The sequence below is a fragment of the Rhizobium sp. PRIMUS64 genome (assembly GCF_023006465.1).
Classification (GTDB): Bacteria; Pseudomonadota; Alphaproteobacteria; order Rhizobiales; family Rhizobiaceae; genus Rhizobium; species Rhizobium leguminosarum.
Window position 1 is genome coordinate 1 of the sequence record NZ_JALBGX010000093.1, and the last position, 12,384, is coordinate 12,384.

15 protein-coding genes are annotated in these 12,384 nt (G+C 60.8%); 9 read left to right on the forward strand and 6 right to left on the reverse strand.

Annotation, left to right across the window (positions count from 1 at the left end; translation table 11 throughout):
- The 5 genes from MOV76_RS27715 to MOV76_RS27735 all read left to right on the forward strand — a co-directional run.
- Positions 1-688, forward strand: a 688-nt coding sequence (locus tag MOV76_RS27715; protein ID WP_247265734.1) for a dihydrodipicolinate synthase family protein, incomplete at its 5' end; no start/stop codon positions are given.
- A gap of 122 nt (positions 689-810) precedes the next feature.
- Positions 811-993 carry a hypothetical protein gene (locus MOV76_RS27720; protein WP_247265735.1) on the forward strand — a complete coding sequence of 61 codons (183 nt, stop codon included), beginning with the start codon at positions 811-813 and terminating at the stop codon, positions 991-993.
- Positions 994-1,019: 26 nt separating this feature from the next.
- Positions 1,020-1,283 (forward strand): hypothetical protein, encoded by a 264-nt coding sequence (locus tag MOV76_RS27725; RefSeq protein ID WP_247265736.1) that lies wholly within the window; start codon positions 1,020-1,022, stop codon positions 1,281-1,283.
- A gap of 131 nt (positions 1,284-1,414) precedes the next feature.
- A complete protein-coding gene (locus tag MOV76_RS27730) occupies positions 1,415-1,726 on the forward strand; it encodes a DUF1883 domain-containing protein (protein WP_018241657.1) in 312 nt (103 codons plus the stop codon).
- Positions 1,727-2,006: 280 nt separating this feature from the next.
- On the forward strand, positions 2,007-2,681 hold the full coding sequence (locus MOV76_RS27735; RefSeq protein ID WP_247265737.1) for a VIT1/CCC1 transporter family protein: 675 nt from the start codon (positions 2,007-2,009) through the stop codon (positions 2,679-2,681).
- 31 nt (positions 2,682-2,712) lie between these two features.
- On the opposite strand, the gene MOV76_RS27740 is transcribed toward MOV76_RS27735, so the two are convergent.
- Positions 2,713-4,029: a replication-associated recombination protein A gene (locus tag MOV76_RS27740; protein WP_018241655.1), complete on the reverse strand. Its 1,317-nt coding sequence runs from the start codon at positions 4,027-4,029 to the stop codon at positions 2,713-2,715.
- Positions 4,026-5,429 carry a DegQ family serine endoprotease gene (locus MOV76_RS27745; protein ID WP_018447016.1) on the reverse strand — a complete coding sequence of 468 codons (1,404 nt, stop codon included), beginning with the start codon at positions 5,427-5,429 and terminating at the stop codon, positions 4,026-4,028. Before MOV76_RS27745 ends, MOV76_RS27740 begins: the two co-directional genes overlap by 4 nt.
- Positions 5,430-5,685: 256 nt before the next feature.
- Between MOV76_RS27745 and MOV76_RS27750 the strand changes: the two genes are divergently transcribed.
- Together MOV76_RS27750 and MOV76_RS27755 are read left to right on the forward strand one after the other, a co-directional pair.
- On the forward strand, positions 5,686-6,066 hold the full coding sequence (locus tag MOV76_RS27750; RefSeq protein WP_247265738.1) for a YkvA family protein: 381 nt from the start codon (positions 5,686-5,688) through the stop codon (positions 6,064-6,066).
- Positions 6,067-6,089: 23 nt separating this feature from the next.
- Positions 6,090-6,443 carry a lysozyme inhibitor LprI family protein gene (locus MOV76_RS27755; protein WP_018241652.1) on the forward strand — a complete coding sequence of 118 codons (354 nt, stop codon included), beginning with the start codon at positions 6,090-6,092 and terminating at the stop codon, positions 6,441-6,443.
- A 58-nt stretch (positions 6,444-6,501) separates the two neighbouring features.
- Here MOV76_RS27755 and ilvD read toward each other — a convergent pair whose 3' ends face one another.
- Positions 6,502-8,340, reverse strand: a complete 1,839-nt coding sequence (ilvD, locus tag MOV76_RS27760; protein ID WP_182566029.1) for a dihydroxy-acid dehydratase — start codon at positions 8,338-8,340, stop codon at positions 6,502-6,504.
- Between the two features lie 335 nt (positions 8,341-8,675).
- Here ilvD and msrP point away from each other — a divergent pair, with 335 nt between their 5' ends.
- Entirely contained in the window at positions 8,676-9,623 is a 948-nt protein-coding gene (gene msrP / locus MOV76_RS27765; RefSeq protein WP_247265739.1) for a protein-methionine-sulfoxide reductase catalytic subunit MsrP, read from the forward strand.
- Positions 9,623-10,279, forward strand: a complete 657-nt coding sequence (gene msrQ, locus MOV76_RS27770; RefSeq protein ID WP_018241649.1) for a protein-methionine-sulfoxide reductase heme-binding subunit MsrQ — start codon at positions 9,623-9,625, stop codon at positions 10,277-10,279. Before msrP ends, msrQ begins: the two co-directional genes overlap by 1 nt.
- A gap of 10 nt (positions 10,280-10,289) precedes the next feature.
- Here msrQ and MOV76_RS27775 read toward each other — a convergent pair whose 3' ends face one another.
- The 3 genes from MOV76_RS27775 to MOV76_RS27785 all read right to left on the reverse strand — a co-directional run bounded on the left by MOV76_RS27775 (position 10,290) and on the right by MOV76_RS27785 (position 12,349).
- Positions 10,290-10,709, reverse strand: a complete 420-nt coding sequence (locus MOV76_RS27775; protein ID WP_247265740.1) for a DUF2809 domain-containing protein — start codon at positions 10,707-10,709, stop codon at positions 10,290-10,292.
- 83 nt (positions 10,710-10,792) lie between these two features.
- Positions 10,793-11,215, reverse strand: a complete 423-nt coding sequence (rplQ, locus tag MOV76_RS27780; protein WP_003558556.1) for a 50S ribosomal protein L17 — start codon at positions 11,213-11,215, stop codon at positions 10,793-10,795.
- Between the two features lie 123 nt (positions 11,216-11,338).
- Positions 11,339-12,349, reverse strand: coding sequence for a DNA-directed RNA polymerase subunit alpha (locus tag MOV76_RS27785; RefSeq protein WP_003547579.1), 1,011 nt, complete (start codon positions 12,347-12,349; stop codon positions 11,339-11,341).
- Positions 12,350-12,384 lie beyond the last annotated feature (35 nt).

Here is a 12,384-nt window from a genome sequence, read left to right on the forward strand (position 1 = left end):
GGTCATCGCCGCCACCGGCACCAATTCCACCGACAGCACGATCGCGCTCACCCGCGAGGCGGAAGTGCTCGGCGCCGCAGCAGCGCTCGTCACAGTGCCCTATTATTCCAAGCCTGGGCAGCAGGGCATCGTCTACCACTTCGAGCAGCTGTCGGCGGCAAGCGGACTGCCCGTCATCATCGACCATGCGCCGGCGCAGACGGCGAGCGATCTTTCGACGGAGACGCTTGGCAGACTGGCAACCATCCCGGGAATCTTTGGCATCCGCGACGCCACGGGCGACATCGCTCGCTTCGTCGGCCTTTCGGCTATCCTGCGGCAGCGCTTCCGCTTCTTTTCCGGGCACGACCCTTCCGCGCTCGCCTTCACCATCGCCGGCGGCGACGGCACGATCTCGTCGGGCGCCAATGTGGTGCCGCGGCTCTTCATCTCGATGCAGCAGGCGGCCCGGGCCGGGAACCTTTCGGCCGCGCGTTCGCTGCAGGACCGGCTGATGCCGCTGATATCAGCGCTCGGACCGGAGGGCGATCCGGCGAGGATCAAGCATGCGCTGCGGCTGGTGCGCGGGCTGAAGGCCGAGCTTCGCCTTCCGCTTGTCGCCGCCGAGCCGGAGGTGTGTTTGGCCATCGGCGAGGCGCTTGCGCCTTTCCTTGACGAAAGCAGCACGAGGATGGCGCTATCCCTATGAGATTTTTATATTTTCCTCTCTGGCGCCAAATGGAAACCCTATCCGCAGACGCCTATCTTCCAAGGCGTGACACCGCCGCACTATCAAGCGGCGGTTGAGTGAGACTTCGAAAGGACAAACCGATGTCACGCCTGACTGAACCGAGTGCCGAGAGCGACCCGCTGCAACGCAGCCACCCCAGCACACTCGCCGCCGATCCCTCCCATCCGATGCTCTCCGGCCTTGCCGCCATTGCGCCCCGCCTTGGGGCAGCGATGGCCTTTGCCGGGCTGGTGCAGATGACCTTCAACCTCATCTCCCGCTGAACCATCAGGACCGAAGAATCATTACAATGGCAAACGCACAGCAACGCCGCAGCCTGCCTTCCGCAGCGCCCTCGCCTTCTGCCCGCTTCACCGTCGGCCGCGACAGAAGCGGCCGCTGGATCGTCCACGATCGCGATGGCCTCGTTGGCGGGCTCTTCATCGATGAGGCGGCCGCCCTCCATTTCGCTGCAGGGGAATGCAACTGCCCCTCGGCTGATATCCATAGGGCGGCCGCAGGCATGGTGCTCGAATTCGCGCCCTTTGCGCGTAGCACCGCGAATATCCACTAAATCTTATCGGTCTCCCGCCGTTTTCAGCCGGCGGGAGACCGAAGACATGGGTTGGGGGCCAATATCCAACTTTTCCTTAACCGGCATGCTGGTAAAATCCTGGCGCAGAGACTTCAGACGCCGCGAGACCGATGCCGAAACCGAATTTCCGCTTCACCCATTATGATCTCAAGGAACAACGCGCCGGAACGATCATCGAGGTGTCGTTGAATGCGGTGAACAATGTCCGCCTGATGACGGCGCCGAATTTCCAGCGGTTCACCGAGGTTCTCGATTTCAAATATATCGGCGGCGTGGCGCGCAAATCGCCGATCAAGATCGCCGTTCCGGAAAGTGGTCACTGGCATGTCGTCGTCGACATGGAAGGTCATCACGGGCTTGCGGAATCGTCCGTCAAGGTGATCGCCGCGCCGGCAAATCAGAAGACGCCGCGCGTTTCCTGAGATTGACAGCACCACGCATCTTCTCGGCTCGTCTCTCCTGCCAACCAGCCGGCGCCCCCGATTAGGGCGCTCGTGCAACCATCAAGCCCTCGGAAAACGCGTAGATCCTCCCCGATCCTTGATCAGGATCATTGAATCAGACTGCCACGTCGATCACAGTTCTCCTGTCGCGAGGCTTGCCCGCGCCGCAGCGCCACCAGATGCAACTCGGCTCGCCATTTGATGCGCCGAGGGTAAGTGGGGTAGCAGACGAAGATCTTCACAACGTGGGGAGTAGTCCATGACTTCGAGCCCAATGGGTCGTATCACCAATATCATCGATCCTGGCGATGCGCTCGGCGAAGTACTTTTCGGATTGATTATGGCGCTCACGTGGACGATTGGTTCGAGACTTGTTCTTGAAAAAGAGGGGTTAAATGTTCAGGAGCTTTTAGTTGCAACAATCGGATGCAATGTCGCTTGGGGGATCATTGACGCCGTATTGTTCATCCTGGGCACGACATTCCGCAGGAGCAGACGGCTGCGCCTTTTTCGGCAAATCAAAGCCGCCAAAAGTGAATCTGCGGCGCTCATGGTGCTCGCGAACGAATTCCCGATTGAAGAAGCACCATTTTCTGGAAAGGCCGCCGATGCGGACGCACTCTATCGGTCACTCCTGACGCTCGCATCTCGGGCCGATCCTGTGAAGGTGTCCCTATCGAAAGGCGATCTGTTTGCCGCAATTGCGATCTTCTTTTTGGTTTCTGCCACCTCCATTCCGGCAGTTATCCCTTTCCTTCTCATCGACAATGCGCAGCTTGCCCTGAGAGCCAGCAACCTGTTCCTTGTTATGCTGCTATTTGTGACGGGCTATGCGTGGGCGACGTTTTCAGGAGGCAGGCCCTTTTATGCAGGGATGACGATGACTTGTCTCGGATTGCTTCTGGTTGCAATAGCGATCGTCCTTGGCGGCTGAGCTCCTTCACCAACCGAACAGGCACCGCGCCTCAGCGCGGATTGCGCTCCTTGCGAAGCTTTGCCCACCATTCCAGCCGCTTGCGGATATCGCGTTCGAAACCGCGCTCCGGCGGATCGTAAAAGATCTGGCGACCCATCTTCTCCGGGAAATAGTCCTGGCCGGAAAAGGCGTCCGGCTCGTCGTGGTCGTAGCGATAACCTTCGCCGTAACCCTCGCCCTTCATCAGCTTGGTCGGCGCATTGAGGATATGCTTCGGCGGCAGCAGCGAGCCATTCTGCTTCGCGGCCTGGCTTGCCGCCTTGAAGGCAGTGTAGACCGCATTCGATTTCGGCGCGGTGGCGAGATAAACGCAGGCCTGGGCCAGCGCCAGTTCACCTTCCGGCGAGCCGAGATACTCATAGGCATCCTTGGCGGCATTACAGATGACCAGCGCCTGCGGATCGGCAAGACCGATATCCTCCACCGCCATGCGCACCAGCCGCCGGCCGAGATAGAGCGGATCCTCGCCGGCATCGAACATACGGGCGAGATAGTAGAGCGCGGCATCGGGATCCGAGCCGCGTACGGATTTATGCAGCGCCGAGATCAGATTGTAGTGACCATCCTGCGCCTTGTCGTAGACCGGGGCACGGCGCTGGACGATGCGCGTCAGGCCTTCTGTGTCGAAGCTCTCGCCTTCGCGCGCCGCGCGCCAGACTTCTTCGGCGAGCGTCAGCACCGCGCGGCCATCGCCGTCGGCCATGCGGATCAGGCTGACGCGAGCATCCTCCGTCAGCGGCAGCGGCTTCTGCTCGATCGCCTCGGCACGCTTCAGCAGTTCCTCGAGGCTCTCCTCGTCATGCGACTTGAAGGTGAGCACACGGGCACGCGACAGCAGAGCGGCGTTGAGCTCAAAGGATGGGTTCTCGGTGGTGGCGCCGACGAGGATGACGGTGCCATCCTCCATGACGGGCAGGAAACTGTCCTGCTGGGCGCGGTTGAAACGATGGATCTCATCGACGAAGAGCAGCGTCTGACGGCCGTCCATACGCCGCAAACGGGCTGTCTCGAACACCTTTTTCAGATCGGCGACGCCGGAGAAGATCGCCGATATCTGCTCGAAGGCCAGGCCCGCCTCGCCCGAAAGCAACCGTGCCACCGTCGTCTTGCCGGTGCCGGGCGGACCCCAGAAGATCATCGAGCCGAGCGAGCCGCTTTCGATCATCCTTTTCAGCACGCCATCCTCACCGGTCAGGTGTTCCTGACCGGTGACATCGGCAAGCGTCTTCGGCCGCAGCCGGTCGGCAAGCGGCCGCCTGGCAGCGACCTCCTCCGGAACACGCGGCGCGAAGAGATCGTTGCTCATCGGAAAAATTGCCGGATGCGCTGGCCGTCGCGCTCTATCTCGACCCGCCAGAGGCCGGGGTCGCTATCGGCGATCTGGGATAGTTCGCTGGTCGACTTCACATCCGTGCCGTTGATCGAGACGATGATATCCTTCGGTTCGAAACCGAGACGGGCAGCAGGCGAATCGTCCTTCACCTCGGATACGACGACGCCTGCCGATTCCGGCGGCATGCGCAGCTCGTCGGCGACCCGGGGCGACAGGTTCTCGACGACGGCGCCGGTAAACGGCGTATGCCCGCCGATCGTGCGCTGGTCGCGCGGCGAGGTTTCCGGGGCACGGGCGAGCGTCAGCGGCAGCTGCTCCTCGCGGCCGTTCTCGACGACGGTGAGGTTGACCGATTTGCCGAGGCCCGCCGTCGTCAGCCGGTAGAGCAGCGCATCCGGATGTTCGACAGAAATCCCGTCGACGGCAGTGACGATTTCTCCGGCCTTCAGCCCGGCCTTGGCGGCCGGCCCGCCTTCCGAGACCTTGACGACGAGCGCGCCGCGGGCCTTGTTAAGCCCCAGCGCCTCAGCGACTTCCGAGGTTACGGCATCGAAGCTCGCGCCGACATAGGGCCGTTCGAAGGATTTGACGCCGGCATCGGCAGAGGAGAGGAAGACCTTGACCAGATTGGCAGGGATGGCAAAGCCGATGCCGTTCGAGCCGCCGCCGCGCGAGAAGATCGCCGTGTTGATGCCGATCAGTTCGCCCTTCATGTTCATCAAGGCGCCGCCGGAATTGCCGGGATTGATAGAGGCATCGGTCTGGATGAAGAAGCCGAATTCGTTCCTGACCACCTGGTTGCGGGCAAGTGCTGAGACGATACCGCTCGTCACCGTCTGGCCGACGCCGAAGGGGTTGCCGATCGCCAGCACGAGATCGCCGACCTCGACCGTATCGGAATTGCCGATCGGCAATGTCGGAAAGCTTTCCTTGGTGTCGATCTTCAGCACGGCGAGATCGACACGGTCATCACGCAGCACCACCTTGCAGGGGAATTCGCGGCCATCCGACAGTGCGATCTTGATGTCGTCGGCGCCTTCGACGACATGATTGTTGGTCACGACAGTGCCGTTCGCCTCAACGATGACGCCGGAACCGAGCGATGACTGCTTCTCCGAACGGTTCGGCATCTGCTGGCCGAAAAACTGCTCGAAGAAAGGGTCGCCGGCAAAGGGCGACTGCCGCTTGACGGTCTTTTCCGCATAGACGTTGACGACGGCGCCTGACGTCTGTTTGACGAGCGGGGCGAAGGAGAGCTGCATCTGCATCTGGCTCTCGGGTACGGTCTTTGCCGTCTGCGCATCGGCCGCAGCCGGCAGAACGAGCATGAGAGCGAATAGCGAGACGGAGGCGCGCTTGAACAGGCCTTGCATGGGTATCCCTTTTGAATCCTCTTGAGAAACGTTTTAGAGCATGATGCCGAAAAGTGTGAGCGGTTTTCGGACGACATCATGCTCTAACTATTTAATTGCGAACAGGATTCAGATTTTAGGCCGACCGGCCTGAAATCATCCTGTTCTGCGGCCCGACGCTAGAAAGGAAAGAGGGCGGAAGCATGGAAGAATAAGGCAAGGGGACGTCTTGGAAACCGGTTGAAGTCATTATGAATTTGATTCAGGAAGATTGGCCATGCAACTGATATCAAAAGCCAAAAACTGGGCGAAGTCACTGAAGCGTGACCTCGTGACCCTATGGCTTGCCGCCCGCGATCCCCGCGTGCCGTGGCATGCTAAAGCGGTGGCCGGCGCCGTTGCCGCCTACGCGCTGTCGCCCATCGATCTCATCCCCGATTTCATCCCCATCCTCGGCTATCTCGACGATCTCCTCATCGTGCCGCTCGGCATCATGCTGGCGATCCGGCTCGTTCCGGCAGAGGTGATGAACGAGCTTCGCACGGAGGCGGCAAGGCGCATCGAACGTCCCTCCAGCCGGGTCGGACTGATCTTCATCCTTGCCGTCTGGCTCATCTGCATCATCTTCCTGGCTCTGGCACTGCGGAAGCTGGCCTGACCGGCGGCAATAGGAACATATGAATGATCACGACAAGAACGACGACAGCGGCTCTCGGCTTTGCGATGCTGCTCATTGCATCCAACCTGGTACAGGCAGCAAGCTTCGATTGCGATGCGAAGGAATTGAAGCCGGATGAGAAAGCGATCTGCGACAACCGCGCACTCAACGATGCCGACGTGAAGATGGCAACCACGTTCGAACTGCTCTCCGGTCTGCTGGCGATGGGCTCGCGCGGCACATTGCAGGACGAGCAGACGGCCTGGCTGAAGAAACGGCAGGAATGCGGGGCGGATGTGGCCTGTATCAAGGCTGTCTATGACGAGCGGCTGAAGCAGCTCGGCGAGACCTATAAAAACATCAACCGGCCGCTTTGAAAGCGACCGGTCGGCGGAGCAGCTGACTCTTAATCAGCGGGTCGCAGGTTGAAGCGACTCAGCGGGCGTTCAGATCGCGCACGGCGCCGCGGTCCGCACTCGTTGCGAAGGCGGCGTAGGCCTTCAGGGCGGTCGTGACGTTGCGCTTGCGGACTTCTGTGGGATACCAGCCCTTGGCATCCTGATCGGCGCGGCGGGCGGCGAGTTCGGTCTCGCTGACGCGCAGGCTGATCGTGCGGTTGGGGATGTCGATGTCGATCATGTCACCTTCGCGCACCAGGCCAATCGTGCCGCCATTTGCCGCTTCCGGCGAGGCATGGCCGATCGAGAGGCCGGAGGTGCCGCCGGAGAAGCGGCCGTCGGTGATGAGCGCGCAGGCCTTGCCAAGGCCCTTCGACTTCAGATAGCTCGTCGGATAGAGCATTTCCTGCATGCCTGGGCCGCCCTTCGGGCCTTCGTAGCGGATGACGACGACGTCGCCGGCCTTCACCTCGTTGGCAAGGATCGCCTTGACGGAGGCATCCTGGCTTTCGAAGACGCGGGCGGGGCCGGAGAATCTCAGGATCGATTCATCGACGCCGGCAGTCTTGACGATGCAGCCGTCGATCGCAAGGTTGCCCTTGAGCACGGCAAGACCACCATCCTTGGAGAAGGGATGTTCGACCGAGCGGATGACGCCGTTTTCGCGGTCGGTGTCGAGTTCGTCCCAGCGGGCCTCCTGGCTGAAGGCGACCTGGGTGGGAATGCCACCCGGAGCGGCACGATAAAAGTTGCGAACGGTTTCGCTGTTGGTGCGGGTGATATCCCAGCGATCGATCGCATCGCCCAGCGTCTCGGCATGGACGGTCGGGCAATCGCGGTTCAAGAGGCCGCCCTTGTCGAGTTCGCCGAGGATCGACATGATGCCGCCGGCGCGGTGGACGTCTTCCATGTGAACATCACTCTTGGCGGGGGCGACCTTTGACAGGCACGGCACCCGGCGCGATAGCGCATCGATATCGGCCATGGTGAAATCGACCTCGCCTTCATGGGCGGCAGCAAGGATGTGCAGGACCGTATTGGTCGAGCCGCCCATGGCGATATCGAGCGTCATGGCATTCTCAAACGCCTGTTTGGAAGCGATGATGCGCGGCAGCGCCTTTACGTCGTCCTGCTCGTAGTAACGGCGGGCGAGATCGACAATCAGATGGCCGGCCTCGACGAAGAGGCGCTTGCGGTCGGCGTGGGTGGCAAGCGTCGAGCCGTTGCCCGGCAGCGACAGGCCGAGCGCTTCCGTCAGGCAGTTCATCGAATTGGCGGTGAACATGCCGGAGCAGGAGCCGCAGGTCGGACAGGCAGAGCGTTCGATGGTCTGGACGTCCTCGTCACTGATCTTGTCATCGGCTGCGGCGACCATGGCATCGACGAGGTCGAGTGCATGCGTCTTGCCGTGCAGCACGACCTTGCCGGCTTCCATCGGACCGCCGGAGACGAAGACGGTCGGGATATTGAGGCGTAGCGACGCCATCAGCATGCCGGGGGTGATCTTGTCGCAGTTGGAGATGCAGACCATGGCGTCGGCGCAATGGGCATTGACCATGTATTCAACGCTGTCGGCGATGAGCTCACGCGAGGGCAGCGAATACAGCATGCCGTCATGGCCCATGGCGATGCCGTCATCGACGGCGATCGTGTTGAATTCCTTGGCAACACCGCCGGCCGCCTCGATCTCGCGGGCGACGAGCTGGCCAAGATCCTTCAGGTGCACGTGGCCGGGCACGAACTGGGTGAAGGAATTCACCACCGCGATGATCGGCTTGCCGAAATCCGAATCCTTCATGCCCGTGGCGCGCCAAAGGCCGCGGGCGCCCGCCATGTTGCGGCCATGGGTCGTGGTTCTGGAACGGTAAGCTGGCATCGGTGTCTTCCTCAACGTGTCGGAATTATCAGGCGAAGCGGGGCGGCATGGAGCCTGCAGGCCGGGCAAACGCTGCTTTTTCGAATTGTCCTAATCCAATCGACGGGGGCTGTCACTACCGTGAAGGCCAAATCCGGTACGCCATGGCCTGAGCGCCATGAGGCCCATCGATCATATACGGTACGGCGCGACGTTTCGTTACAGCCTATTCCATCACGGCCGAACACAAAAAATTGGCTTCACGTCTGTAATATTCAAGGCTTAGACACTCATCCGAACATGCGGGCGGTTCGATTAAAGACTATATTGCAGAAATCCGCCCAGGAGATTTCGACATGCCAACCTATCGCCCACCGAAGATCGCGTCATCGGAGATCACGCCGCGCCAGATCTATGTGCGCCGTCGTGAATTCCTCGGCGCGGCAGCACTTGGCGCCATGGCGCTCTACAGCGCCGGCAAGGCGAGCGCTGCGGCCCTCTCCGCCGTTGAGAGCAAGTACAAGGTCGACGAGAAGGCGACGCCGCTCAAGGACGTCACGACCTACAATAATTTCTATGAGTTCGGCCTCGACAAGGGTGATCCCGCAGCACTTTCCAGCGATTTCAAGCCGCTGCCCTGGACGATCAAGGTCGACGGCATGGTCAACAAGCCAGGTACCTTCGACCTCGAGGCGCTGATGAAGGAATTCCCGATCGAGGAGCGCACCTACCGGATGCGCTGCGTCGAGGCCTGGTCCATGGTCATCCCCTGGGACGGCTTTCCGCTGGCATCGCTGCTCGACAAGGTGGAGCCGCTCGGCAGCGCCAAATACGTCTCATTCGAAACCGTCGTGCGGCCGGACGAGATGCCTGGGCAGAAGGGCTTCTTCCAGTCGCTCGACTGGCCCTATGTCGAAGGTCTGCGCCTGGACGAGGCGCGCCATCCGCTGACGCTGCTTGCCGTCGGGCTCTATGGCGAAACGCTGCCAAACCAGAACGGCGCGCCGATCCGGCTCGTCGTGCCGTGGAAATACGGCTTCAAGGGCATCAAGTCGATCGTCAGGATCACACTCACCGACCAGCAACCCAAGAGTACCTGGCAGGTCACCAATCCGCAGGAATACGGCTTCTACGCCAACGTCAATCCAGCGGTCGACCATCCCCGCTGGAGCCAGGCGAGCGAACGGCGCATCGGCGAAAGCGGCTTCTTCGGCGCGAGCCGCCATCCCACCCTGCCCTTCAACGGTTATGCCGACGAGGTGGCGAGCCTTTATGCCGGCATGGACCTGAAGGCGAATTTCTGATGGCGGAACTGTCGCTCGCCATCCCGAAGCGCTGGCAACCCGCCTCCGTCTGGCTGCTTTATGTCGTCGGGCTCGTGCCTGCGGCCTGGACTTTCTATCTCGGCGCGACTGATCAGCTCGGCGCCGATCCGGTCAAAACCTTCGAGCTCTTCCTCGGCATCTGGACGATCCGTTTTCTGATCCTGACCCTTGCCGTTTCCCCTGCCCGTGAGCTCTTCGGCTGGAACTATCTACGCTATCGCCGCGCCCTCGGTCTGCTGACCTTCTACTACGCGCTGATGCATTTCACCGTCTACATGGTGCTCGACCAAGCGATGGATATTTCCGCCGTCATCAACGACGTGCTGAAGCGCCCCTTCATCATGTTCGGCATGGCCGGGCTTGCGATGCTCATTCCGCTGGCGCTGACATCCAACAATCTCTCGATCCGCCGCCTCGGCAAGAACTGGATCTGGCTGCATCGCCTCGTCTATATCGTCGCCGCCTGCGGGGCGTTGCACTTCGCGCTCTCGACCAAGATCCTCGACCTCGAGCAATATATCTATGTCGGGCTGATCATCGCGCTCATCCTCTACCGCTCCTATCGGCCAATCGCACGCAACAGGCAGAAGGGCAAAGGGCGGACGCGCAATCGCGCAGTAGCGTCTGTTTCGTAGGATTGCAGACTTACCCGCGAGGATGCGTCGCAGCCCGACGTGCGGGATCGAAGGCGCAGGCCGCGGCTATGCCGATGGCATAAGCCAGCATGTTCCAAAGCGAAAATACCCGGCCAAGCAACAACGCGCCTGCCGTGGTCAGCCGAAACGCGTCGAGCCAGGGCGTATGATAAAGCCGGAACAATTCCACTGAGATCGCTATGAACAGCGCTGTGACGGCAATTACTGCCGGCCGTGACCTTGTGACAAAGAGCGCCACGAGCAGATAGACCATCGCTCCCCAGTGTGCCGATCCGCCATATTTGACGACGATAAAAGGCAGACCGGCCGCATAGCCAAACCTGCGGAGCACCAGCCCGAGAACGATGACAAGAAACAGGGCGGCCAGAGGAAGGAACTGCGGAGAGCGAGTCTGAATGATTTTGCGCAATGGAGCCGGTCTCGTCACTATATCAGAAACAAAAACAGCCGGGCTTTGCAGCCCGGCTGTTCTGTTTCCGCAGGAGCGGAAGATTAAGCGGCGACAGCCTGCTCTTCGGCAGCGACGCGGGCCTTGTCGGCTGCGCCCTTGGCATAGGCATCGCGATCCACGAATTCGATCACAGCCATGGCGGCATTGTCGCCCTGGCGGAAGCCGGCCTTCATGATGCGCAGGTAGCCGCCGTTGCGGGTGGCGTAGCGCGTTGCGATCGTGTCGAACAGCTTCGAGACGACAGCGGCATCGCGGATCTGCGAGATCGCCTGACGGCGAGCGTGCAGGTCGCCGCGCTTGCCGAGCGTGACGAGCTTCTCGACGATCGGGCGGATTTCCTTGGCCTTCGGCAGGGTCGTGACGATCTGCTCGTGGGTAATCAGCGAAGCCGCCATGTTGGCGAACATCGCCTTGCGGTGGCTTGCAGTTCTATTCAGCTTGCGGCCGGCTTTACCATGGCGCATTGCTATTCTCCTTTAATGCAGGTGCCCTTACGCTAAGTGGGCCTGCCGTTTCCTGGCACATGCAGGCGATCGGCCTGCTGTTTGACGGGGAAAGGCAGCCGAAAGAGCCTGCCTTTTGTTTTCTCAGTATTGGTCTTCGTAACGCTTGGCGAGATCTTCGATGTTCTCGGGCGGCCATGCCGGCACTTCCATGCCGAGGTGCAGGCCCATGGAAGCGAGAACTTCCTTGATTTCGTTCAGCGACTTGCGACCAAAATTCGGTGTGCGGAGCATTTCTGCTTCGGTCTTCTGAATGAGGTCGCCGATGTAGACGATGTTGTCGTTCTTCAGGCAGTTTGCCGAACGGACCGACAGTTCGAGTTCGTCCACCTTCTTCAGGAGAGCCGGGTTGAAAGCGAGTTCGGTAACTGCTTCCTCTTCGGTTTCCTTCTGCGGCTCGTCGAAGTTGACGAAGACGCCAAGCTGATCCTGGAGAATGCGCGCCGCAAAAGCGACGGCGTCTTCGCCGGTGATCGAGCCATCGGTTTCGATGGTCATGTTCAGCTTGTCGTAGTCGAGAACCTGTCCTTCGCGGGTATTTTCAACCTTGTAGGACACCTTCTTGACCGGCGAATAGAGGCTGTCGACCGGGATGAGACCGATCGGAGCATCTTCCGCACGATTGCGTTCGGCCGGAACGTAGCCCTTGCCGTTGTTGACGGTGAATTCCATGCGGATCTCGGCGCCCTCATCGAGCGTGCAGATGACATGCTCGGGGTTGAGGATTTCGATATCGCCGACCGTCTGAATGTCGCCAGCCGTGACAACGCCCGGGCCCTGCTTACGCACGACCATGCGCTTCGCATCATCGCCATCCATCTTGATGGCGATTTCCTTGATGTTGAGCACGATGTCCGTCACGTCTTCGCGGACGCCCGGAATCGAGGAGAATTCATGCAGCACGCCATCGATCTGCACCGCCGTGACGGCAGCACCGCGCAGCGAGGAGAGCAGAACGCGGCGAAGCGCGTTGCCGAGCGTGAGGCCGAAGCCGCGCTCCAGCGGTTCGGCAACAAGCGTCGCCCTGGTGCGCGAGCTCGAAGAGAACTCCACCTTGTTCGGCTTGATCAGTTCCTGCCAGTTCTTCTGAATCATGAGTTTGCCTTCCGTTCGTTGCCACCATCCAATCG

Bases quoted from the DNA above. Each gene is read 5' to 3' on its own strand.
- MOV76_RS27720 (WP_247265735.1), top strand. From the start codon at position 811: ATGTCACGCCTGACTGAACCGAGTGCCGAGAGCGACCCGCTGCAACGC.
- MOV76_RS27725 (WP_247265736.1), top strand. From the start codon at position 1,020: ATGGCAAACGCACAGCAACGCCGCAGCCTGCCTTCCGCAGCGCCCTCG.
- MOV76_RS27730 (WP_018241657.1), top strand. From the start codon at position 1,415: ATGCCGAAACCGAATTTCCGCTTCACCCATTATGATCTCAAGGAACAA.
- MOV76_RS27735 (WP_247265737.1), top strand. From the start codon at position 2,007: ATGACTTCGAGCCCAATGGGTCGTATCACCAATATCATCGATCCTGGC.
- MOV76_RS27740 (WP_018241655.1), bottom strand. From the start codon at position 4,029: ATGAGCAACGATCTCTTCGCGCCGCGTGTTCCGGAGGAGGTCGCTGCC.
- MOV76_RS27745 (WP_018447016.1), bottom strand. From the start codon at position 5,429: ATGCAAGGCCTGTTCAAGCGCGCCTCCGTCTCGCTATTCGCTCTCATG.
- MOV76_RS27750 (WP_247265738.1), top strand. From the start codon at position 5,686: ATGCAACTGATATCAAAAGCCAAAAACTGGGCGAAGTCACTGAAGCGT.
- MOV76_RS27755 (WP_018241652.1), top strand. From the start codon at position 6,090: ATGATCACGACAAGAACGACGACAGCGGCTCTCGGCTTTGCGATGCTG.
- ilvD (WP_182566029.1), bottom strand. From the start codon at position 8,340: ATGCCAGCTTACCGTTCCAGAACCACGACCCATGGCCGCAACATGGCG.
- msrP (WP_247265739.1), top strand. From the start codon at position 8,676: ATGCCAACCTATCGCCCACCGAAGATCGCGTCATCGGAGATCACGCCG.
- msrQ (WP_018241649.1), top strand. From the start codon at position 9,623: ATGGCGGAACTGTCGCTCGCCATCCCGAAGCGCTGGCAACCCGCCTCC.
- rplQ (WP_003558556.1), bottom strand. From the start codon at position 11,215: ATGCGCCATGGTAAAGCCGGCCGCAAGCTGAATAGAACTGCAAGCCAC.
- MOV76_RS27785 (WP_003547579.1), bottom strand. From the start codon at position 12,349: ATGATTCAGAAGAACTGGCAGGAACTGATCAAGCCGAACAAGGTGGAG.